We start from the raw sequence: 23,373 nt of genomic DNA, 5'->3' as shown, positions 1-23,373 counted from the left end.
AATTCTCCGTTTCAAATAAATTAAATTTGTTTTTTATAGAGTTTTTTTATTTTCAGCATCTTCTATTCCTTCTGCAAATTTTAAAGCCACTATTGCAACTTCTAATTGATCATAATCTGGCTCTCTTGTAGTAAGCTTCTGCAACATAAGACCTGGATATGCCAATATTTTTGAAAACATACTTTTACTACATCCCATCCATTTTATAACCTCGTAAGTTATACCTGAAACTAGTGGCAATAAAACAATTCTATACAATATTCTTTTCCAAATGTTGTCCCATCCTGTAAGTGAAAACAATATTATACTTATTATCATAACTAAAAACAAGAAATTAGTACCACACCTTGGATGAAGTCTTCCAAATTTTTTAGCATTTTGTGGAGTTAGTTCAACTTCATTTTCATAGCAAAATATAGTTTTATGTTCAGCACCATGATATTGAAAAAGTCTATTTATATCAGGTATCGTACCAATTATATATATATATGCCAAAAATATGATTACCCTTATTATTCCTTCTATAATATTTAATTCAATAGTACTACTTATTCCAAACTTTTTAAATATATTTGCTAAAAAAGTAGGAAATATAAAAAATAAAATTACAGCTATTAAAATAGACATACAAAGTGTTATAAAAAGTAACACATTTTCACTTTTATCCTTAAATACTCTTTTAAATAATATATCAAATTTACTTGGTACCTCTGTATCTTCCTCAAAAAAAGATGCAGAATAGTCAAGTGTCTTTATTCCTATAACAAGTGATTCTATAAGTCCTAAAAATCCCCTTATAATAGGAAGGGAAAAGAAACTGTTTCTCTTATTATATGGTGTGACATATTTTCTATCAACAGTAATTTCTCCATTTGGTTTCCTAACCGCAGTAGCAATTCCATTGAGTCCCCTCATCATAACTCCTTCTATAACAGCCTGTCCTCCAACCGACGTAACTCTTGACATTACATCACCTCATTTTTGGCCTTATTTTTAGAATTTTCATAGTCAATTTTATACTTTAAGTAGCAATTTCCACATAAGGCTTCGTATTCTACATTATCTTTATTGTCTATAACAACTTGCTCACCTTCAAACACAAACTTACCATTTATCTTTCTCCCATTAAATATAGCTTTTTTTCCACACTTACATATGGTTTTTAACTCTTCAAGACTATGTGCTAAAAGCAGTAATCTTTCACTTCCTTCAAAACCATTCATTTTAAAGTCAGTTCTAATTCCATAGCATATTACAGGTATATCGTCCAGCACAGCTATTTTAAATAGTTGATCTATATGCTCTTTTTTAAAAAATTGTGACTCATCTGCAAGTACACAATCTACTCTTCCATTATCTCTCTTCCATTTATTTATAATACATCTTATATCGTCATTTTTATCGATTAATATATCTACTTTTTTAGAAATACCTAATCTTGATATTACCTTGTCTCCTCCTTTAGTATCAGTTAAAGGTTTTATTATAACAGCTTTCATACCTTTTTCTTCATAGTTATGTGCTACCTGTAGCAAATTTGTAGACTTGCCACAATTCATAGCTCCATATCTAAAATATAGTTTACTCATAGATCTTCCTTCTTCTAATTTTTTATTATCCACTAATCATTTTAAAATTTTTTAAAAAATTAAAATATTTTTCAATCAAATATTATTTTAACAAAACTTAATGATTTATTAAAGTATTTATTTTAATATAAGATTACTTCATATTCTGCCTTTATTGACTTGATGTAAATCACATGATATAATCAAATAGTTAATATAAACTGTGTTTAAATTCGAAAGAGGTGTGGAAAATATGAAAAAAGGCATACATCCAGAATACTACCATGATGCTGTAGTTAAGTGTGCATGTGGAAACACTTTCACAACTGGATCAACTAAGAAAGAACTGAAAGTGGAAATATGCTCTAAATGCCATCCGTTCTTCACTGGTAAACAGAAGATGATTGATGCAGGTGGAAGAGTTGATAAATTCTTAAAGAAATTCAACTTAAAAAATGAACAATAAGATATTTTATGCTTAGATTATTAAAACCTGTCCTTTATTAGGTCAGGTTTTTTATCTTTATAGGTTATTTATCTTTTTATCCTTATCAAGTCGCTTTATATTCATATCAATCTTACTTGCAAGTCCTATAAATTCTTTATTATCTTTAGTCTTCATTAAAAGATTTATAAGTTGTTCTGTTATATTTTGATTATTATTTTCATCGTATAAAATTCTTCTTATATTAAATGCAGCATCTTTTTCTTCTTGTGTTTTAAATAAAAGGTCATCTCTTCTTGTTCCAGATTTATATATATCAATAGCAGGAAATATTCTCCTCTCTTGAAGTTTTCTATCTAAATGAACTTCCATGTTACCAGTCCCTTTAAATTCCTCAAATATCATATCATCCATTCTACTACCAGTTTCAATTAAAGCCGTTGCAAGAATAGTAAGACTTCCACCTTCCTCTATATTTCTTGCTGCACCAAAGAATTTTTTTGGCATTATTAAAGCACCTGGATCAAGTCCTCCAGAAAGTGTTCTACCTGTAGGAGTTATAGTTAAATTATATGCTCTTGAAAGTCTTGTTATACTGTCTAAAAGTATTACTACATCTTGTCCTTGCTCAACCATTCTCTTTGCTCTTTCAAGAACCATATACGCCACTTTAGTATGATGTTCAGGTTCCTCATCAAAAGTAGAATATATTACTTCTCCTCGAATTGACCTTTGCATATCAGTGACTTCTTCTGGTCTTTCATCTATAAGCACTACTATTAATTTTATTTTAGGATGATTTATAGATATACTTTGAGCTATTTTTTTTAGAAGTGTGGTTTTCCCGGCTTTAGGCGGAGCAACTATAATTCCTCTCTGTCCCTTTCCTATAGGTGACATTATATCCATAAGTCTTGTAGATAAATCAGCTCTTCCTGTTTCAAGTTTTATTCTTTCATTTGGATATATAGGTGTAAGTGTTTCAAATCGACTTCTACCTATAGCTCTTTCAGGACTTTCTCCGTTTATTTTTTGAACATAAAGAAGTGCTTTAAATTTTTCTCCCTCTTTTGGAATCCTAACTTTACCAATAACTTCATCACCTGTTTTTAAGTTGAACTTTCTTATTTGAGATGGTGATACATATATATCATTCGGCCCAGTTAAGTAATTTTTACCTCTTAAAAATCCATAATTATTATTTTCTATAATTTCAAGAACTCCCTTTGCACTATCAGACTCATTTATCATTTCCTTTAGTTTTTCCTTATTATGGTCATCTTTCTTATAATTTTGATTTTTATAAATATCTTTTTGTTTTGATTCCTCATGATTTTTCTGATCTTCTTGACTTCTCTGATTTAATGATTCTACTTTTTTTACTCCTAAAGATTTATCATTGTCTTCTTCTATTATTTCATTTTTATTTGTATTTTCACCTTTAGGACTTATTTTCTCTCTAAGTACAATTCCATCTTTTTTTATACAAGCAGGAGATAACATCTTTATCTTTTCAATCAACTCTGCCTTCCTATATTTATAGTAATCTTTCATTCCTAAATCCTTTGCAAGTTCTTTAAGCTCTATTAGCTTCATAGTGCCTAGTTCTTTATCTTTACTAATCAAAAAATAACACCTCTCATTATTAACTTTATGTAATTATTTGGGAAAACTCAAAAGGGAATCGAAAATAAATTAAATTCTATGCTAAGAAATTTTCATATTGAAGGGCAATATACTATATATTATATTATAACCTTATAGAAATTTTTAATCCATAATTATAGGGAAAACTGATGTTATATAAATTCCACTTATTATATAATATTATTATCATACTAAATAATCAACTATTAGATTAAAAAATATACAATTTTCAATATAGAAATTATACATAATACATTGATTATACATTCATTTACATTAAATAGATATTTAAACTAATAGGTTAGGATATAAATATATTCTATCCTAACCTAATATTTTATTTAAGAGAAGTCTTTAAAGATGCTTCAATAAAATCTCTAAACAAAGGATGAGGTTTATTTGGTCTTGATTTTAATTCTGGATGAAATTGTACAGCTACAAACCAAGGATGGTCTTTGATTTCAACAATTTCCACTAGCCCTGAATCTGGATTGATTCCTGAAAATACAAGCCCTGCATTAGAAAACTTATCTTTATATTCATTATTAAATTCATACCTGTGTCTATGTCTTTCATAAATAACTTTTTTACCATATGCCTTAAATGAATTACTTCCATCCATTAACTTACATTTATAAGCTCCAAGCCTCATAGTTCCACCTTTTTTTTCCATTTTTTTCTGATCAGCCATTAAATCTATTACTGGGTATTTGGTGTTAGGATCAATTTCAGAGCTATGTGCTCCTTTATATCCCATTACATTTCTAGCAAACTCTATTACAGCACATTGCATGCCTAAACATATGCCTAAAAATGGAACTTTATTTTCTCTAGCCCACCTTGCAGCTTCTATTTTTCCTTCTATTCCTCTATCACCAAAGCCACCAGGTACCAAAATTCCATCTACATCTTTCAAATATTCTTCTGCATTATCTCTTGTTACATCTTCAGAATTAATCCATTTTATATTGACAGAAGAATTGTTGGCATATCCTCCATGATTCAGCGCTTCGACTACCGATATATATGCATCATGCAATTCTACATACTTACCTACAAGTCCTATAGTTACTTCTTTGGATAAATTTTTTATTCTATGTACCATATCTATCCATTCATCATTATTTATATCATTACAAGTTAAATTCAACTTTCTACATACTAAATTATCCAAACCCTCTTTATGAAGCATAAGAGGAACTTCATACAAATTTTCAGCATCTAGATTCTGTATAACACAATCCTTGTCCACATCACAGAAAAGAGCTATTTTTTGTTTTAAGTCTTCTGAAAGTTCTTTTTCAGATCTGCAAACTATTATATCAGGCTGTATTCCTATACTTCTAAGTTCTTTAACAGAATGTTGAGTAGGTTTAGTTTTTAATTCTCCTGACTTAGACAAATATGGAACTAAAGTAACATGTATAAAACATACATTTTCTATTCCAACATCATATTTTATCTGTCTTATAGCCTCTAAAAAAGGAAGTGATTCTATATCTCCTATAGTTCCACCAATTTCAGTTATAACAACATCTTCACATTTTTCTTTTGCTACCTTATAAACTCTTGATTTTATTTCATTTGTTATATGTGGAATTACTTGTACAGTACTTCCAAGGTATTCGCCTTTTCTTTCCTTTGATATTACGGACCAATATATCTTACCTGTAGTTACATTATTATTTTTTCCAAGACTCTCATCTATAAATCTTTCATAATGTCCTAAATCTAAATCAGTTTCTGCTCCATCATCAGTTACGAAAACTTCTCCATGTTGATAAGGACTCATAGTACCTGGATCTACATTTATGTATGGGTCAAATTTTTGAATTGAAACCTTAAGTCCTCTATTTTTCAATAGTCTTCCTAAAGAAGCTGCAGTTATCCCCTTTCCAAGTGAAGATACTACTCCTCCAGTTACAAATATATATTTTGTACTCATAAAATTTCTGCTTTGCAGCAGCATTCACCCCCTGGTTGTGTTTTTCAAATTTATATAAACTTATTATTGACAAAAAAATTATTAAGTATTATAATAAAAATTACTCAAATAATGTATTTATTATTATAATTTAATATTAATTTTTAATTTTTTTAACATACCTAATATAATAACACATTATATTAATATATGCTAGACTTTTTTTTGTTATTTTATTTTATCTATTAAATTTTCAGCTTCGAAATACATATCTCTTATTTTTCTATTAAATAGTAATTTTTTCTCAGCCCTTTTCATATTATTTGTAATCTTGCTTTTATTAATATTTGGCAAATCCTCTTTTAATATATCTAAGTCAAAACATTCATATTTTTTAATTAAAAGAAAAAATAGGTATTTACAATTCTTATCTTTTAATATTTTAAATAAATCATCTTTAGTTAGTCCTTTATATTCACACAATATCTCAACAATAGTCATATATAATTTTTTCTTATTATTAAAATACTTATTCATTATTCAACTTCCCTAATAATTAATTTATACTTTAAACTATTATATCCTGTTATTATTAATATCCAATATATTAAAATCTAAACACATATTTAAGTTGATAAATATAATTATTAGAAAAACTAACTACCATAAAAATAAATTACATTTCCGTTTTTATATTAATTTTCAATTTTGTATTTTGATATTTTTGTCCAGATATACTCAAATTATAATCTATAAATATATTTCCTCCCGTTTCATCTACATTTATATCCAATTTATTTGTCTTTATTTTAAGTTCAATAATTCCATAAGGAGTATCATAAACAGAAATTGTATTTCTTTTTTTATTAAAGTCCATACTCGTATTGGTAGTTCCTACTCTCATAAGTGAAAAAGTATCCTTATCTATTTTAAAAGTTGTGTCAGTTCCTTCCATGCCTGATATTTCTGTTTCTTTATATTTTGCATAATATGAATTATCTTTTTTATAAAAGCTGCCTGGAGTTACTACTTCTATAGTATCATCTTCATTTTCTCTAGTACTTACCACCGATATAACAGCCTTTTTACTCATAAATATTCCTCCCGAAATCTCCCAAAATAATAAATTATTAATAATCATAGATTTATTATATCAGAACAATAATATGATGCAAGCTAACTACATTGTAAGTTCACCATTTGGAGTATCTATTATTTGAATTATTCTTTCTTCATATCCTGTATATGCATTTATATAAATTTTAAAGTTATCCTTTTTATAATTTCCTGAAAATTCATAACACAATACTTCCTTATTGCTTTCTGTAGGAATCATAGTTAATTTTTCTCCTGTTATATTTAATCTTTTTGCAATTCTTTTTCTAGCTGAATCTAAACTTATTTTTGGATCTTTTATATTTCTTGTATCTTCATGAGCGACTAAATACTTCTTTGCCTCTATCCCTATAATTTCTCCATCATCTAAAGCTATTTTTAATTTTATCTGATCGGGATACATAATTATATTGCCTTGTTTATACACATAATTTATTATGGCTTCATTTGAATATCTTAAACTATATGTTGCCACCATATTTTTATATCCCAAGCTATTTAAATACTTTTCTCCCAGTTGAATTGCCTTTTTTGTATCCATATTAGAGTTATTTATAGTTCTTTCATTCATGAGGTATAGTATCTGCCCACCATTTTTACTTATCTCACAAATCACACTCTTTTTTTCATCTGATTTTAAATTAGCAGTAAATCTATAAACCTTTATACCTCCATCTTCAGTTATATTCTTTACACTTAAATTGTTAATTTTATTGCTTCCCATAACCTTTTTTGCAAGTGTTTCTGCTTGTTTTTGAGTAACTTCTTTCTTCGAAATTATCTTGGGCTTTATTGAAAGCACATTGTCGGAAAATGGTCCATCATAAATTAAAGACGGATACTGAGCTACCTGCTTTTGAATATTTTCAAATTCGCTTCCTACCATATCTGAATCATTCTTTGCAAATACTCCTGTAACCTTTTTCCTTATTTCTCCCCACTTAATACGTCCCTCATTTATATTATTTGATACACTTGCCAATTGAGTTTCCAATTTAGAGGATTCTTCTTTTAACCTATCTATATTATCATAATCTTTATCTGTAAGGTTTTCTCCCTTACTAGCTGCCTGACCTAAAGTATAACAAAAGTCACCAACTTGAGTTAAAAACTTACTTGTATTTGATATTGCTTCTTGAGATACTGGAAGAGAGTGCAGCTTATCTGTGGCTATACTGGAATACCTAAATATTTCTCCAAATACAGCTATTCCTTGTTCTCTAGAACCTACTACTTCTGCCTTTGCTAAATTTACTCTTATATTTTGAACTGAATTTATAAGTTCAAACATATTTTTCCCATATTCACCTTGTAGATAATTTCTATAATCATTTCTCTCTAAAGTCATAAGAATAGCAAATGTACTTGAAAATACAACAATTAAAGTCACTATAGTTGTATATATAATCCTCTTTTTAGATGTTCTCATTATTTATACCTTCCAAATTTAAAGCTGGAAGACTCTCCCTCCTTCTGTTTAATTGTTTATATTTTAATATAAATTTAGTATTAGTATTATTTCCATATAATATTCATAAATGCAGTTTAAAAATATTTTACTTATGTATACCACATACATAAACAATTTATCTGGTATAATAACTTATATAAGTTCATATTCTCAATTATTTAAAATTAGGTTTAATATTAAATTTTTCTTAAATGTTAATTAAATCAGTTTATTATTACATTTACTTTTTATATAATGTTAAGTAAATCCAGTAATCATAAAAACTTTTTTATTTTTAATTCATACATAATTAATCAGAAGGTGATTAAATGAAAGCGTTAATTTTTTCAGTTTCTGCCGGCGGAGGTCACCTTAATGCAGCAGAAGCCATAAAAGATTACATCAAACTTGAAAATTCAAATTCAAAAGTAGAAATAATAGATACTTTAAAATATATAAACCCAGTAATAGACAAGGTTGTAATAGGTAGTTATTTAAAAGCTTTGAAAGTTACACCTTTTCTTTATAGAAAATTATTTTTCTACTCTGAAGGAAATGATCCAATTGCTGTTACTTTAGCTTCAAAATTAATAGAAGCATTAACATGCAAACTCATTCCTTTAATAGATGATTTTAAAGCAGATATATTAATATCTACTCATCCTTTTACTACAGAAATGCTGTCAGTATTAAAATTTAAATATAACTTAAATATACCATGCATGTCTATTATTACTGACTTCTATTCTCATAGTACATGGCTTCATCCATATATAGACGCCTACATAGTATCAAATAAAGATATGATTGAAAAAATGGTATCAGAAGGAATAGAAAGAAAAAACATATACGACTTTGGTATACCTGTTAAACCTGAATTTAAAAAAGAATATCCTAGAGAAAAAACTTTAAAAGAATTAAATCTATCTCCTTCAAAATTTACAATACTCATTATGGGTGGAAGTCTTGGAATGGGAAAAATAATAGATATATATGAACAATTAGACAAAATAGATTACAATATACAGATGATAATAATAACAGGTAAAAACAAGAAATTATATTCTCATCTTTCAAAGCTTAATAAGTCTTCTTTAAAAGATACTTGTATAATCGGCTATACAGATAATGTAAATAAATATATGCAATCAAGTAATCTACTTTTAACTAAACCAGGTGGTCTTACAATCACTGAAGCATTAATATGTAATCTACCACTTGGAATATTTTCTCCAATTCCAGGACAAGAAGAAAAGAATGCTCAATTTCTTTTTAAACATAATCTTGCTATAAATTTAACTGATATTTCAAAGTGTGGTGAAAATATTTCTAAACTTCTAAAATCTAAAGACAGTTTAAATAATATGTCAAAAAACTGTGCTAAGTTTGCAAAATCAAATGCTGGATATAACATTATAAAACTAATTCATTTGCTTATTGACAATAATAAAATTAACTCCAGTATAAATAATCACATTATAGGCCATAGTAAATCTTATGAAAAAGAAGATATAAAAACACTAGTTAAATCAGCTGGAGAATATTTTTTAAAAACTGCCAACAAATTATTTGATGGTAATTAATTTAATATAGCTTAGGGATAAAACCCTAGGTTTTATTTAAAACTTAATACTTTTAAGAATATCTACTATTTTAAATCTTATCTTTACTTTTTTATAGGAATTATTATCGTTATTTTTTAGATATTCCTTTTGATTGTCTATTGAATTATATTCTTTTTGATTCAATACACTTTTCATTTCCCTTTCTGTTTTTTCATAAGATGCCTCACCTTTTGAAATGTCTACAAAACAGAGTGGAGGAAACATAACACACCACCAATTCTGCCCCTTGCCTTGTCCTATTACTACTCTATAAGCTTCATATTTACCCTGAGGAAGAGTAATGTTTCCATAAGTTTTTATAGGAAAATTAAATTTAGAGAATGTACTTTTAACTCCATAATTATATCCTTCATTGTTTATCACTTGTTGTGCTATAGATAAGATATATTTATTATTTTCCAATAACACTTTTCTAGATTCATTTATATCTTTACAATTCTTCATTTTTGGAGCTATGTAATCAAGTATTGCATCCCTTACTTTTAGTTTAAGAGCTTGGTCATATTTTGTATCACTATTAGCTATAACATGGAATCTTATGATCTTAGATGCTATACTTTGTTGCAAATCCTGCTGATTATTTGGATTATAATTATTTGAACTGACAGTAAAATTTATAATGAATACAACCAAAACACTTAATATAGATATTTGGAAAAACTTTTTCATATTGATTAATCCCCCTTATTTTATAATCAAAGTTAATTTTGTTTCTAATAATGAGTATTGACAGATATTTTGGTTATATTCATCTTTTTATAAATATATTATTTTACAATACCAATTCTTCTTATTTGCGTATCTACCTCCACATCAATTATCGAATTTTTATAATTTTTATCCCAACTATCTTTTACTTTTTTCCATATGTTATAATGATACTTTTTTAAATAATTATCAAATCCTACAGGATCTATTTCAAGATCTTTGGATACATCAAGTGCATATTCACATTCCTTTTTTATAGAACTATTAAACTTTTTTTGAATGTAATTTAACTTATTAATAGAAAATACTTTTTTATCTAAATAATAATCTTTTAATTGAGATTCTATATTCAATTTAACATTAAATATTAATTTACCATCTTTCTCACTTACAGCAATTTTTCTGCTAGTATTATTAATATCAATATCCACTGGATATTTATCTAAGTATATTGTCTTGTTACTTCCTTCTAACTTACCTCTAAGCAATTCTAAGTTTGCCGTTTCCTCTGGATTTAAAAATCCCTTAACTTTAAAATTCTTAATTGCTGCTGATCCTTGAATTTCTAAGGTTTTACTTGTTTTATTAATGACAATTGCCGGCAAAAGGCTATTACCATTTTCATTCATTTGAATTAAAAAATCGTTTAAAGTTACTGGAATTACCTGACTATTTTTATAATCATTTTGTATCAATCCACCTATATAAGTTTCCGCATTCTTTTCAAGATCAGTTTTAGATTTTATACACTCCTCTGCACTTCCTTTTGCAAGAACTATATACATATTTCTATTTAAAGAAGGCTCTCTATGGAGATAATCTAAAACTTGTTTAAATACATCAGGATGATTGATAATGTCCTCACTAAACACAAGTAATCCTGTATGACTAAACTTTATAGATCTACTACTTTTAAGTCTAGCTTTGCTAACTGCATCCTGGAATGAATATCCCTCAGAATCTATATATTTATCCTCTGACTGTTTTCCTTTATCTGGTCCAAGTTCGCTTAAATCCGGCATTCCAAAAGTGAGATGAATTTTTTTTAAATATTGTTCTCCACTTTTATCTATATCCTCTCCTGAATCCACCCCAATTATAGAAATCATCTCTTTATTCTCTATTTCAGTTCTATCCCAACATCCTGTAAATAATACACAAATTAATATTAATGGCACTATTCTTTTTAATGATTTTTTTCTGAACTTTGTGAATAAAAATATTATTATAGGGAGTATAATTATATTAAATACAAAAAGTGCTAAAAAGTACCTATTACCAATATCGTATACAGATGCTATATTCTTAGGATATAATGCAGCTTCATAAATTAAAACTCCTAAAGCAATACAAGGTATCTTAATACTTTTTAAATTAAATACATCTTTCAATATATCACAAGAAAAATAATACACATTTGAAAATGTAGTAAAATAAAACATAATCCATAGAGCCATAACTATTCCTTCCCACTTTTGTATGAATATAGAGTTAACACTTATAGATGTTATCATAGTCATTGTAGGCCATAAAAGCATTTTAGTTTCTCCTGATGAAAAAATAGATAACACTATAATAACTGCAACTGTATAAAATAAGGTTATAAATATCATACTTTTTGCGGAAGTTTTAGCTGGAGAAAAATTCTTTTTTATAAAAGGTGCCATTACATATATAATCTCTATACCTGAAAAACTATATATGCTAGTCTTCAATGATTCAAGATATCTATGTGGATTATCAGCAATAAACACGGGAAGTATATTACTAAAATCAACTTGATTTAAGGTGAGTGTTAATACAATAATTATTGGTACAAACATTATCCAAAATGATACCTCATTAAATTTCACTACATTCTTTAGTCCACTTGTTATAAGATATATTGAAGTTAAAATTGTAACGATAAATATAAATTCTGTAGGTGTTTTCTCCAATAAATACATCTTTATTACTTCTGTAAATACCCTCATGCCAAATGATATAGATATAATATTATATATTATAAAAATAATAGCAAATATACTTCCTAAAATTTTCCCAAAACTATTCTTCAATATAAAATAAAACTTATTGTATCCATTCATTTTTATTATAAACCATATAATATATAATAAAATATATACTAAAATTCCGCCTAGAATGGTTATAATCCAGGAATCTGTACCTATGATTGATATTACCTGTTGTGGATAAGAGAATATTCCAATTCCAATAACAGTTACTATGATAGTGCTAAATAGTCCAAAACTACTAATAAAGTTTTTATCCTGCATATTTTACATCACCTCTATTCCTTATTTCTGTCTTATTTTATCTTGAGTATTCATGTACCTTGGTCTTCTTTTCAACATATGAATAGGGAATCTTATATACATATCTTTAAAGTCATTTTTATTTTCATTTACCATAGGAGATAAATATGGAATTCCAAAACTCCTCAACTTTACAAGGTGTATCAATGTTATTATTAAACCTATCATAATGCCATAAAATCCAGCTATAGCAGATGCAATTATAAGTAAAAATCTTATAAGTCTAAATGCGGAAGTAATTTCATAACTAGGAGCAGTAAAACTAGTTATTGCTGTAATAGAAACTATGATTATCATAATCGGACTTACAATACCAGCTTGAACTGCCGCTTGCCCTATTATAAGTCCTCCAACTATACCCGTTGTAGTCCCAATAGCTTTAGGAAGTCTTGCTGTAGCCTCAAGTAGAAGCCAAAAACTAATTTCCATAACTATAGCCTCTATAAAAGCAGGAAATGGCACACCTTCTCTTGACGCAGCAATAAAATATGCAAACTTTGTTGGTATTATTCCTGTATGGAAAGATGTAACAGCCACATACAAAGAAGGCATTATAACAGATATAATCATAGATAAAAATCTTATAATTCTTACAGTAGAGGTGTATATCCATCTTTGATAGTAATCGTCTGGAGATTGAAACAAATTAGGCATAGTAGTTGGAACTATTATGGCAAAAGGAGAGTTATCTACAAGTATTGCAATTCTTCCTTCATATAATGCTGCAGCTACTACATCCGGTCTTTCAGTACTTTGCACCTGTGGAAATAAAGACCATTTATTATCTTCTATTAACTGTTCTACATAGCCACTGTCTAAAATAGCATCTATTTTTATGTTATCAAGTCTAGATTTCAGTTCATCTAAAGCAGTTTCATTTACTATGTCATCTATATATACAATTGCAACATCACTTTTAGATCTCACTCCTATTGTATTTGACACAATTTTTAACCTGCTATCTCTAATTCTTCTTCTAATAAGAGCAGTATTAAATCTAATTGTTTCTGTAAAACCATCCCTAGAACCTCTAATAACAGTTTCAGAAGATGGCTCTGATATACTTCTAGCTGGCCAGCTTCGAGTAGCTATTATATAGAAACTCTTAAGTCCATCTACAAACATCATTGTTTCTCCTGCAAGTACAAGATTTACACCCTTTTCCAAGTCATCAAATTCTTTTACATCAGAAATTGTTAAAATTCTATCCTTTATTTCACTTTTGTTCTCTATATGATGACTTTTTATCATGATACCTCTCATGAGGTCATTGAGTAATGTTCTATCTACCATTCCATCTATATAAACAATTGAAACTTTTATGTTATCTATATAGAAGTTTCTAAATATCATATCTGAATTTTTATCAAGTAACTTTTTAACATACTCCATATTTTCATTAATTTTAGGAGATACATAATTTTCGATTATCTCTTTCAAAAACCATCACTTCCTTAAGAATTAAGTTTTGATAACACTAATAAATATCCTTTGCTTTTTAAGTTTTAGTTATTCATTAAGTTTGTCTTTATAATATTGCAATATTAAATGGGTATTATAAGAATAACAAACTCTTATAATACCCATTTAATATTATATATTAAGCTATATACTTAAATTGTTCTAGTTATAAATACTTCCTTATATTTACATTTCATCTTGTCATAATAAGCTTGTGCCTTTAATATATCATTAAAAAATGAAAATATAGTAGGTCCACTTCCGCTCATAAGCGAACCTATTGAGCCTAAAGCCATAGCTTCTTTTTTTATTTGTCTCAATATAAAGTGTTTTTTCAATGTAACATTTTCTAATACATTTCTCATATTCTTTCCCAATTTCACTATGTCATTGTTTTTTATTATCTTTATTAACATTTTTATATCTAAATGTTTATTTATCCTGTTTACATCAAGATTTGCATATGTTTCCTTGGATGATATACCAAAAGCAGGTTTAACAAGTACTAAAATATGATTTTTAAATGGTGAAATTCTTGTGACCTTTTCTCCAATTCCTTCACACAATGCAGTTCCACCTGTAATACAATAGACTACATCTGTTCCTATCTTTAATGCCATTTTTTCTAACTCTCTATCACTTAAATTCGGTTTATACATATCTCGCATAGCTCTCAAAACAGCAGCTGCATCTGTACTTCCACCTGCAAGGCCAGCAGATACTGGTATATTTTTCTGTATATTTATACTAACACCACTTTTTATATTGAAAGTGTTAATAAATAATTCCGCTGCTTTATAAGCTAAATTTCTATTATCTGATGGTACATACTCCTTATTGCAATTTATAACTATTCCACTACTTATTTTATTTATTTTTATAACATCATATAAATCTATAGTCTGCATTATAGTCTTTAGTAAATGATATCCGTCATCTCTTTTTCCTACTACATCCAATGACAAATTTATTTTGGCATAGGCTTTTACCAACATACTATCCTCCAAATCCGAGTTTAATCTATGTAATTACAATATGTATTCTATATAATGACACATACTATAATTCACTATACTTTTTAATTATATTGTACTTGTTATATTCTACTACAATTCTCATTAAAACTCTAGATTTGCTATTAAAATTTAGATTATAATGCAAAAATATATTAAACCATAATCTTTGAACTCTGGATTTTATTTGTTTTCTCTTCATTTATTTTTTGAGCAACTAGCTTTTGGAGAGGTTTTAAAATTTCAAAAAATATTATTACTATATCTCCTTTTTTTAAATTATTCAAAGCTTCTTCTAATGCTTTCTCTTCATCTAAAATAGTTCTAAGCTTCTTTATGTTAAATCCTGTCTTAAGCACTCCTCTCCTTAAAATAGATGCTATATCACCAAGCTTTCTACCTCTTCTATCTTTATCTTCTTTAATATATATATAATCAAAGCTTTCCCCTGCTATTCTACCTATTTCTTCAACACTTTTATCCGTTCTATCACCTGGTACACCTATTATTCCAACTAACCTCTTATGAGGAATATTCTTAATTCCCTGAATAACAGACTTATAGCCTTCAATATTATGACCATAATCTAATATAACTTTTGCTCCATTTAAGTCATATATATTAAATCTTCCAGGATTAAAAAATGCATTTCCATAAAATGTTTTAAGCCCATTACTTATATTATCATAACTTATATCTAAAGCTATAGCCGCTGCACAGGCAGCCATTGCATTCTCTACATTATACATTAACTTCCCACCAAGAGATACTTTTATATCTTTAACTTTTATTATAGGTACTACATTATTTTGTTTTTCAACATACATAACATCATTATGAATATAAACACCGTATCCTCCCTTGTTTATATTATTTCTAAGCATAGTATTGTATTTATCCTTCGAAAACATTATTATGTTACTTTTCATTCTATTTATTATACTCATACTCACTAAATCATCTGCATTCATTACTACATATCCATCTTTTTTTACCGCTTCTCCAACAAGTGCCTTAACAAATGCTAAATCCTCCATAGTTTCTATACCATCTATTCCTAAATGGTCTTCTGTAATATTTGTTATGACTCCAACATCAGCAGTATCATATGCAAGACCTTTTTTTATTATTCCACCTCTAGCTGTTTCAAGGACTGCGGCTTCAACCTCTTGATTATTCAATACAGCCTTTGCACTATAGTATCCTGTAGTATCTCCAGTATATATGCATTTATTATTTATATATATTCCTCCTGTTGTTGTCATTCCCACCTTATATCCAGCTTTTCCAAGAATATGTGCAACAAGTCTTGTTGTTGTAGTTTTACCATTAGTACCTGTAATTGATACAATAGGTATATTAGTATTACCTTTCTCAAACATACTATCTACTATTGCTTTTGATATATCCCTAGGCTTACCCATACTTGGATAATGATGCATTCTTATTCCAGGAGCTGCATTTACTTCAAGTATTGCACCATTTTTTAAAGCAGATTTACCTATATCCATGCAGCATAAATCTATACCACAGATATCCAATCCTATGGCTTTAGCTGCTCTTTCACATATATCTATATTCTCTTTACATATTCTATCTGTGCAATCAATAGCCTTACCCCCTGTAGATAAATTTGCATTTTCCCTTAAAATAAGTTTCTGTCCTTTTTTTAGCACACTATCTAATTTACAATTCTTCTTACCAATATATTCTATAAGGTGCTCATCGATTTTTATCTTTGTTAGAGGTTTCTCATGGCCATATCCTCTCATGATATCATTATTAACATCTTCTATTAGTTTCTTTACAGTGCTTATTCCATCTCCAATAATATATGGGGGAATACGATGAGAAACCGCTACAACTTTCCCATTTACAACACAAACTCTATAATCATTTCCAAATATATTTTTTTCTATAATTATATCTGTAAAATATTTAGATAAATCCTTATACGCTCTTATAACCTCACTTTTATTTTTTAGATTTATAAATACACCTTTTCCCTGATTTCCCCTCCTAGGCTTTAAAACAACAGGATATCCTATTTCTTCAGCTTTTACAATAAGATCTTCTTCATCTTTTACCAAATCTCCTAATGCCACTGGAAGACATTGATTTTTTAATATCTCTTTTGTAAGCAATTTATCACAAGATATATCAACAGCTACAGCTTTTGTATTGGAAGATATAGTAGCCTCTATAATTTTACTATATTTACCATATCCAAGTTGAAATACGCTATTATCTCCTATTCTAGTAATAGGAATCCCTCTTCTTTTAGCCTCTGCTATTATAGATGCAGTACTAGGACCTATTTCTTCATACCTTAGTGTATCTCTTAGTGAATTTATCGATTTATTAAAATCATATTTTTCTTTGTTTATAAATGAATTTATTATCTCCACTGCTATTTTTCCTGCTTGTATTCCTACATTTTTATAAACATATTGAAATACTATATAATACTTGTCGCCTTCTATTTCCCTAGACTTTCCGTAAGCTACATCTATGCCAATCATATTTTGAAGTGCAATTATAATGTGTTCACAAACATGAGCTAGATACGTTCCCTGGTATAACCTTATTCTAAATCCATGTTCTTTATCAATTCCACACCTATGTTCATTTAATTCAGGTATAGTTTTAAGTAATCTGTCATTAAAGTTTTCTATATCTTTAGTAGGGATATCCCTATATCCTTCTAAATCCACACACATCTTAATACATCTTTTATGTGAATATATATTTCTTCCATCAAAAACTTTAATATCGTCTATTTTCATTTTTATTAAATCCTCCTAATTACTCTGTGGCAATCTGTTTATTATATTGAACTTATTTCCGTCTTTAAGTACATGCAATTTTACATCAAAAATTGACAATACTTCTTCTGGATGTTGTTCTGAAACATTGCTGTAACTTATATTTGATCCATCTATTACATAAACGGCTCCAGATCCTATAACTTTAAATTCACCACTGTCTTTTATTACAATAGCAGTATCTTCATCTATCCCTATTCCTAAACTTTCAGGATTTTCAGCAATACCAACTAAAAGTCTTCCTATTCTACCTCTTTGGGCAAAATGTTGGTCTATTATGACTCCCTTTATAAGTCCAAGGCCTGGTGCCATTTTTAATGTACACTTTTTAGGAGATTCATCATCTGGTCCAGTAACTATCATTGTTTCACTCATAACAGACGCACCAGCTGAGGTTCCAACAAATATACATCCTTTTTCATACAATTCATTTATTTTTAGGCATAATGGTGTGCCTCCAATTAAGCTAGTTATCCTCAATTGATCTCCTCCAGTGAAAAACACCAATGAAGCATTCTTAATTTTTTCTATACATTCCTCTTTATAAGCATCTTCTCTTTTTTCTATATTCAATATTTTTATATTCTTTATTCCTAAATTCTTAAATATACTATTATACTCGCTACCAAGCTGATCTGGCACTTGAGAAGCTATTGTTGCAATAACTAATACATCATTATCTTTATCTAATTTATTGCATACCTCTTTCAGTATACTTTTATCACCTTTTTTATCTTCAGCTCCTCCTATTACTATTAAATTTCCTTCTAATTTTTCTTCCAAAATGACGCATCCCTTCCTATGTATATGTAATATTTTTACCAAATTTATGATAATTATGCATACAAAAAAACTCCAGCTAAAAACCACTGAAGTTTATATAAATTCACAAATAAAATACTTACAATATAAATTTAAATTATAGCTCTTCCAGGTATAAGAAGTTTATCTCCTATTTTTATGTTGTCTGGATCTTCTATATTATTTAACTTTACTAAATTTTCTATAGTACTAAAATATCTTTTTGCTATTTTCCATAAAGTATCTCCATTTTGAACTACATATATAGTAAGGCTTGATTTCTTCTCTGGAATTTCTTCATCAATATTATCTACATTAACTAAAAATTCTTTATGAGTAATGTAGTTAACTCTTGCATAAACTTCTACTATAGCTTTAACAGCTATAGTATTTACTTCTATATCTGCGTCTATACTTTCAATAGATGCTTTTGCAATACACTTCATATCAATTTTACTCCCCGGTACATCAACTGAACATGTAAATGGTATCTCTTCATTAGCTTTTTTTATGCTCCCATTTGAGTTGCTATACAGAACTTTTACATTAAGAACTCCTTCTACAATCACTTTATCTTCAACTATTTTTTTATCTGTTACACATACATCACCATCACACATATATATACTCTGAAGCCTCTCATTATCATCTAATTCTATATTTGATTTAACTATATTTTGAACGGTATTTTGTCCATGAATAACATTCAATTCATAATCCTTTTTTTCAATATCCATAAGAGATTCTGGTGAATAAACATCTTCTATTATATCCATATCTTCTTTATACATAATTTTCGTGTTGGATTTAACAAGTGCCTCTACTTCTATTATTCTATCTTCTCCAAGATCATCTTCCCTTACTGTATATTCTATTCCATCCATATTGAAATCTGTAAAACTATCCATAGCTGGCATTGCTCCACTTAATTCAAGTTCCTTATTTATTGGTATATCATCTTCTATTGATACAATTTCATTGCTATCCTTCCCCCTATACATAAACTTAATAAGCACATATGCCGATAGCTGAATTTTATCTTCAAGTATGCTCACATCTTTTTTATGAATGATTGTATTAACTTTTAATATATCTCCTATCTGGGGTTTATCCGAAGACATTTGAATTTCTGTCTTTGCTATTAAATTTCCAGAAACTGTTCCCATTATTTTATCTAAAGTAGCTGGATTTTTTAGCATTTGTATATCATCTTGACTATCTATATCTTTTATTACTTCAAAATTATAATTTTTATAAACTTCTGCTTTTAGTTTTACAATTCCTTCAACTTGAACTTTTCTTTCATTAACTATCATACAATCCATATGTTCAATATAGCAGTTTGAATCACAACTCATAGTATGCTCTGCACCAGGTATTTCTACATAATTTGAAAAATCACCTGTATAGTTTACGCTATATACTCCTTGCTCATCATTTTCCTGTGCTAAATACAGTATATTATAATCAATTTTTCCTTCTATAAGTATCTTATCTTGCATAACTTCTGTACTTGTTATTGTTGGCGATGCATCAAGTACTAAAATATTAGAAACATCTGGGTGAGTATCAGGTATTACATATTCAGATTTTATTATGGTATCACAAAAATTCTCAGCAAGAAGTTGTTCACATTCTATATTTTCCTTAATCAAATCTATACTCATACAGTTTATCCTCCTCATAAGATCTACTATTTATTTATATAGATAAACTATGAAAATTATGCTAAAAATAAAAATAAAATCATCTTAAATAAATTTGAATTTACATCAAGTTTAAAGTATAATTAAATTGTAATTTTAATATATTGTATACAAAATTACTCCATCCAAATGGATGGAGTACACAAAAAAATAACTATTATTTAATTCATATTTTACAATGTATAAACTGAATATTATTGATTGGAATATAAAATCTTATATAATTATATTATGCTGAAAATACTAGCTGAACTGTCTTAGTCAAAACATCTGAATAGCTATATGTGACTTTTCTTTGAGTGTCATTTTTTAATCTTATCACGAATATGCTAGGATAAGCTTTTTCTATCACGCCTTCATTTACGAAAACCTTTCTTCTACCACCATTTGCTTTCAACGTAACTTCATCGCCTACATGGCCTTCAATATTTCTTCTTATAGAAGCCAAAACATTTGGCTTTGCCATATTAAACACCCTCTCTCCACTACTATATTATATACCCTTATGGGTATACTGTCAAGTGAATATTTTATTATACAATTAACAATTCAGTTTGTCAATATTAATTTTTTGTAAACACAGGTAAAGTTCTATAATTTAAGCTGTTTTTCATTAATTTTTCTTATATTGTCTTATATATACATTATTATCTACAATATTAATAATTTTATACATAAGGTGATTTTGGAAAACCCTCTCTATACTTCCCCCTAGTCTGCAATCCACCTATTCCATTAGTTCTCGTTACTGTATTCTCTAATGCTTCTTGTATAGAAACTACCTTTTCTATATTTGTATAGGCTATTTTTTCACAGAGAAAAACTGGATCTAAACAATGAATCAAAACCCTACTTGGTGAGCTTGCAAAGTTTGCACCAGAATCTAAAATTCTTTCATAGCAAGATTGACATGCCCCTGCAAATATAACTAAATCATCATAATTAGGTTCGTAATTTCTAAGTGCTGACACTGTTTCTACAAAGTATTTAGAATTTTTATAATTATTTAAGTCTGTGTAATTTCTACTCTCCTTTGCAATTGAATCATGACCTGTAATAACCACAATATCTGGTTTTATTCTCTTTACAAGTTCCAATACTTTATCTGGCTGATCCTTTTCAGGTATATTTTCACCAACTACATCTAACATAAGCTGTTTATATACTTTAAGACATATCTCAAGATATTCTGCATCTCCATCTACATGAAGTATCTTACCTGGTCTACCAAAAGCAAGTTCATTTTTAAAACTACTTTGATTTAATCTTAAAAGTTTACCTTCTCCACCCCTTTCCCCTCTAAAGCCACCTCTACTTATTAATATATTTGTGATTGATTTATTAATCTTTTTAGTAAATATCTTTTCATTGTCAGTAAGTGAATCATCTGAAACTAATTCTAAATCATCCTCAGAAGCATCAGCTATTATTCTAAGATTTCTTCCCTTTAACGTATATAAAAAATTCCCATTTATCTTATCAATTCCTATTATTTTAAAAGTTATATCTTTACCATAGGATTTTCTTACAACCATGTCCCCTATTTTCATATCTCCATCTCCGCACAACTAGTTATAATACCTATAATATGAAATCCATTGATTTAAGTGCATGATAAAATCAAAAAAAGTAAAAGGTTCCTTTAGCTTATAAATTCAATAACTAAAGAAACCTTTCATAGTAAAAATTATATTTATCATACTTCTTTTAAATTATAAACATCCTTAAATTTATCAATAAATTCTATATATTTTTCCTTTTCTGAGATCAATTGTTCAATCTTATTGTTAAAAGTATTTACAGGCCAATTGACTTCATTATAGTAATATCTATTAGCAAGCCTCCACAATCTTTGTGGAAATAACAAAAAAGCAAATAAAACAGTATACTCTTCTTCTTTAAGTTCACTTACTTCATTGTAAGAATCTATTATTAATTTAGCATATTCAATATCCCAATTTACTCTCTTTAAAACTTTTATCATAAAAGTTGAGATATCATATACTCTTATTTCCCTTTTGCAATAGTCAAAATCTATTACATTTACATTATTATTATTATCTATGATTATGTTGTGATAAGTAAAATCATGATGACAAAAACTCATTTCTTCTTCTGTAATCTCACATAATTCATCGTATTTTGAATTATTAAGTACTTTTATAGCTCTTTTACCAAAATCTTTATAAAACTCTACCTCCTTTATATAATTCATATCAAACTTTCCCTTATTACTTTTTTTCCTACTCATATTTCTCATCTTATCAAGAGATCTAACTCTCTTCTCCATTAGATGATGCCATCTTCCAAGATCAGTTTTTAACTTGCTATTTTCAGGTGGAATATACCCTTTAGAAGATTCATGGAGATTTGCAAGACATTTTGCTGCATTTTTGATATCTACATCATCTTTAAAATCACAATCCCTTCCTGGAATCCATTCAGATAATGTGTATATATCCTCATTAACAAGAGCATAGGGATTCCCATTTATATTAAGGGAATACTTATCCACTCTTGGAAACCCATTTTTAATAAGATGCTCTTTTGCACCATATACAAACAAAAGCTTTTGGGTACCATAGTTTATTTTTTTTAAACATTTAGGGCCTTTATCAGTTTTTAACAAATATACTCCCCTATTAGGCTTCATTGACTCAATTTTAATATTAAACTGCCTTTCTATTTCAAATTCTCGCATCATGTTCAATCACCTCTATATATTTATATGAGTAGGCATATTAATTTAGAATAATATTAACACTTTTC

19 protein-coding genes are annotated in these 23,373 nt (G+C 27.9%); 2 read left to right on the top strand and 17 right to left on the bottom strand.

The features are described 5' to 3' along the window. Window positions 1-33: 33 nt before the first annotated feature. Window positions 34-966 (bottom strand): DUF1385 domain-containing protein, encoded by a 933-nt coding sequence (locus tag H2684_RS09145; RefSeq protein WP_182089104.1) that lies wholly within the window; start codon window positions 964-966, stop codon window positions 34-36. Continuing rightward, window positions 966-1,589 carry a thymidine kinase gene (locus H2684_RS09140; RefSeq protein ID WP_182089103.1) on the bottom strand — a complete coding sequence of 208 codons (624 nt, stop codon included), beginning with the start codon at window positions 1,587-1,589 and terminating at the stop codon, window positions 966-968. Before H2684_RS09140 ends, H2684_RS09145 begins: the two co-directional genes overlap by 1 nt. A 232-nt stretch (window positions 1,590-1,821) precedes the next feature. On the opposite strand from H2684_RS09140, the gene rpmE reads away from it, so the two are divergent. Next, the gene (rpmE, locus tag H2684_RS09135) at window positions 1,822-2,034 is read left to right on the top strand and encodes a 50S ribosomal protein L31 (protein WP_182089102.1); all 213 of its coding nucleotides are present in this window, start codon (window positions 1,822-1,824) and stop codon (window positions 2,032-2,034) included. Between the two features lie 57 nt (window positions 2,035-2,091). On the opposite strand, the gene rho is transcribed toward rpmE, so the two are convergent. The 5 genes from rho to ypeB form a co-directional block, all read right to left on the bottom strand. Continuing rightward, complete coding sequence (rho, locus tag H2684_RS09130; protein WP_182089101.1) at window positions 2,092-3,639, bottom strand: transcription termination factor Rho; 1,548 nt, start codon at window positions 3,637-3,639, stop codon at window positions 2,092-2,094. Between the two features lie 358 nt (window positions 3,640-3,997). Next, window positions 3,998-5,605, bottom strand: a complete 1,608-nt coding sequence (locus H2684_RS09125; protein WP_182089100.1) for a CTP synthase — start codon at window positions 5,603-5,605, stop codon at window positions 3,998-4,000. Between the two features lie 207 nt (window positions 5,606-5,812). Next, window positions 5,813-6,121 (bottom strand): ribose-5-phosphate isomerase, encoded by a 309-nt coding sequence (locus tag H2684_RS09120; RefSeq protein WP_182089099.1) that lies wholly within the window; start codon window positions 6,119-6,121, stop codon window positions 5,813-5,815. Window positions 6,122-6,260: 139 nt separating this feature from the next. Next, window positions 6,261-6,677 carry a DUF1934 domain-containing protein gene (locus H2684_RS09115; RefSeq protein ID WP_182089098.1) on the bottom strand — a complete coding sequence of 139 codons (417 nt, stop codon included), beginning with the start codon at window positions 6,675-6,677 and terminating at the stop codon, window positions 6,261-6,263. An 87-nt stretch (window positions 6,678-6,764) separates the two neighbouring features. Further along, a complete protein-coding gene (gene ypeB, locus H2684_RS09110) occupies window positions 6,765-8,129 on the bottom strand; it encodes a germination protein YpeB (RefSeq protein WP_182089097.1) in 1,365 nt (454 codons plus the stop codon). Window positions 8,130-8,479: 350 nt separating this feature from the next. On the opposite strand from ypeB, the gene H2684_RS09105 reads away from it, so the two are divergent. Beyond that, window positions 8,480-9,733 (top strand): glycosyltransferase, encoded by a 1,254-nt coding sequence (locus H2684_RS09105; protein WP_182089096.1) that lies wholly within the window; start codon window positions 8,480-8,482, stop codon window positions 9,731-9,733. 36 nt (window positions 9,734-9,769) lie between these two features. Here H2684_RS09105 and spoIIR read toward each other — a convergent pair whose 3' ends face one another. The 10 genes from spoIIR to H2684_RS09055 form a co-directional block, all read right to left on the bottom strand. After that, window positions 9,770-10,444, bottom strand: coding sequence for a stage II sporulation protein R (gene spoIIR / locus H2684_RS09100; RefSeq protein ID WP_182089095.1), 675 nt, complete (start codon window positions 10,442-10,444; stop codon window positions 9,770-9,772). A gap of 98 nt (window positions 10,445-10,542) precedes the next feature. After that, window positions 10,543-12,759 carry a Ger(x)C family spore germination protein gene (locus H2684_RS09095; RefSeq protein ID WP_182089094.1) on the bottom strand — a complete coding sequence of 739 codons (2,217 nt, stop codon included), beginning with the start codon at window positions 12,757-12,759 and terminating at the stop codon, window positions 10,543-10,545. A gap of 21 nt (window positions 12,760-12,780) precedes the next feature. After that, entirely contained in the window at window positions 12,781-14,238 is a 1,458-nt protein-coding gene (locus H2684_RS09090) for a spore germination protein (protein ID WP_182089093.1), read from the bottom strand. Window positions 14,239-14,411: 173 nt separating this feature from the next. Next, window positions 14,412-15,254 (bottom strand): 4-(cytidine 5'-diphospho)-2-C-methyl-D-erythritol kinase, encoded by an 843-nt coding sequence (gene ispE / locus H2684_RS09085; RefSeq protein WP_182089092.1) that lies wholly within the window; start codon window positions 15,252-15,254, stop codon window positions 14,412-14,414. Between the two features lie 173 nt (window positions 15,255-15,427). Further along, window positions 15,428-18,058: a cyanophycin synthetase gene (gene cphA, locus H2684_RS09080; RefSeq protein ID WP_182089091.1), complete on the bottom strand. Its 2,631-nt coding sequence runs from the start codon at window positions 18,056-18,058 to the stop codon at window positions 15,428-15,430. Window positions 18,059-18,073: 15 nt separating this feature from the next. Continuing rightward, window positions 18,074-18,880 carry a cyanophycinase gene (locus H2684_RS09075; RefSeq protein WP_182089090.1) on the bottom strand — a complete coding sequence of 269 codons (807 nt, stop codon included), beginning with the start codon at window positions 18,878-18,880 and terminating at the stop codon, window positions 18,074-18,076. A 131-nt stretch (window positions 18,881-19,011) separates the two neighbouring features. Next, window positions 19,012-20,565, bottom strand: a complete 1,554-nt coding sequence (locus H2684_RS09070; protein WP_182089089.1) for an SPOCS domain-containing protein — start codon at window positions 20,563-20,565, stop codon at window positions 19,012-19,014. Window positions 20,566-20,833: 268 nt separating this feature from the next. Then, on the bottom strand, window positions 20,834-21,070 hold the full coding sequence (locus tag H2684_RS09065) for a Veg family protein (RefSeq protein ID WP_182089088.1): 237 nt from the start codon (window positions 21,068-21,070) through the stop codon (window positions 20,834-20,836). A gap of 202 nt (window positions 21,071-21,272) precedes the next feature. Further along, window positions 21,273-22,154 (bottom strand): sporulation peptidase YabG, encoded by an 882-nt coding sequence (yabG, locus tag H2684_RS09060; RefSeq protein WP_182089087.1) that lies wholly within the window; start codon window positions 22,152-22,154, stop codon window positions 21,273-21,275. 146 nt (window positions 22,155-22,300) lie between these two features. Next, a complete protein-coding gene (locus H2684_RS09055) occupies window positions 22,301-23,308 on the bottom strand; it encodes a CotS family spore coat protein (protein WP_182089086.1) in 1,008 nt (335 codons plus the stop codon). Window positions 23,309-23,373 lie beyond the last annotated feature (65 nt).

Source organism: Clostridium sp. cel8 (assembly GCF_014050525.1).
GTDB lineage: Bacteria > Bacillota > Clostridia > Clostridiales > Clostridiaceae > Clostridium_B.
The sequence above is the reverse complement of the archived record's forward strand: the minus strand, read 5'-3'. Positions and strand labels throughout refer to the sequence as shown.

What these genes read in the sequence shown, in the direction of transcription:
- spoIIR (WP_182089095.1), bottom strand. Translation starts at nt 10,444, where the DNA reads ATGAAAAAGTTTTTCCAAATATCTATATTAAGTGTTTTGGTTGTATTC.
- yabG (WP_182089087.1), bottom strand. Translation starts at nt 22,154, where the DNA reads ATGAAAATAGGGGACATGGTTGTAAGAAAATCCTATGGTAAAGATATA.
- rpmE (WP_182089102.1), top strand. Translation starts at nt 1,822, where the DNA reads ATGAAAAAAGGCATACATCCAGAATACTACCATGATGCTGTAGTTAAG.
- H2684_RS09070 (WP_182089089.1), bottom strand. Translation starts at nt 20,565, where the DNA reads ATGAGTATAGATTTGATTAAGGAAAATATAGAATGTGAACAACTTCTT.
- H2684_RS09105 (WP_182089096.1), top strand. Translation starts at nt 8,480, where the DNA reads ATGAAAGCGTTAATTTTTTCAGTTTCTGCCGGCGGAGGTCACCTTAAT.
- ispE (WP_182089092.1), bottom strand. Translation starts at nt 15,254, where the DNA reads ATGTTGGTAAAAGCCTATGCCAAAATAAATTTGTCATTGGATGTAGTA.
- H2684_RS09055 (WP_182089086.1), bottom strand. Translation starts at nt 23,308, where the DNA reads ATGATGCGAGAATTTGAAATAGAAAGGCAGTTTAATATTAAAATTGAG.
- H2684_RS09140 (WP_182089103.1), bottom strand. Translation starts at nt 1,589, where the DNA reads ATGAGTAAACTATATTTTAGATATGGAGCTATGAATTGTGGCAAGTCT.
- H2684_RS09125 (WP_182089100.1), bottom strand. Translation starts at nt 5,605, where the DNA reads ATGAGTACAAAATATATATTTGTAACTGGAGGAGTAGTATCTTCACTT.
- ypeB (WP_182089097.1), bottom strand. Translation starts at nt 8,129, where the DNA reads ATGAGAACATCTAAAAAGAGGATTATATATACAACTATAGTGACTTTA.
- cphA (WP_182089091.1), bottom strand. Translation starts at nt 18,058, where the DNA reads ATGAAAATAGACGATATTAAAGTTTTTGATGGAAGAAATATATATTCA.
- H2684_RS09065 (WP_182089088.1), bottom strand. Translation starts at nt 21,070, where the DNA reads ATGGCAAAGCCAAATGTTTTGGCTTCTATAAGAAGAAATATTGAAGGC.
- H2684_RS09145 (WP_182089104.1), bottom strand. Translation starts at nt 966, where the DNA reads ATGTCAAGAGTTACGTCGGTTGGAGGACAGGCTGTTATAGAAGGAGTT.
- H2684_RS09095 (WP_182089094.1), bottom strand. Translation starts at nt 12,759, where the DNA reads ATGCAGGATAAAAACTTTATTAGTAGTTTTGGACTATTTAGCACTATC.
- H2684_RS09115 (WP_182089098.1), bottom strand. Translation starts at nt 6,677, where the DNA reads ATGAGTAAAAAGGCTGTTATATCGGTGGTAAGTACTAGAGAAAATGAA.
- H2684_RS09120 (WP_182089099.1), bottom strand. Translation starts at nt 6,121, where the DNA reads ATGAATAAGTATTTTAATAATAAGAAAAAATTATATATGACTATTGTT.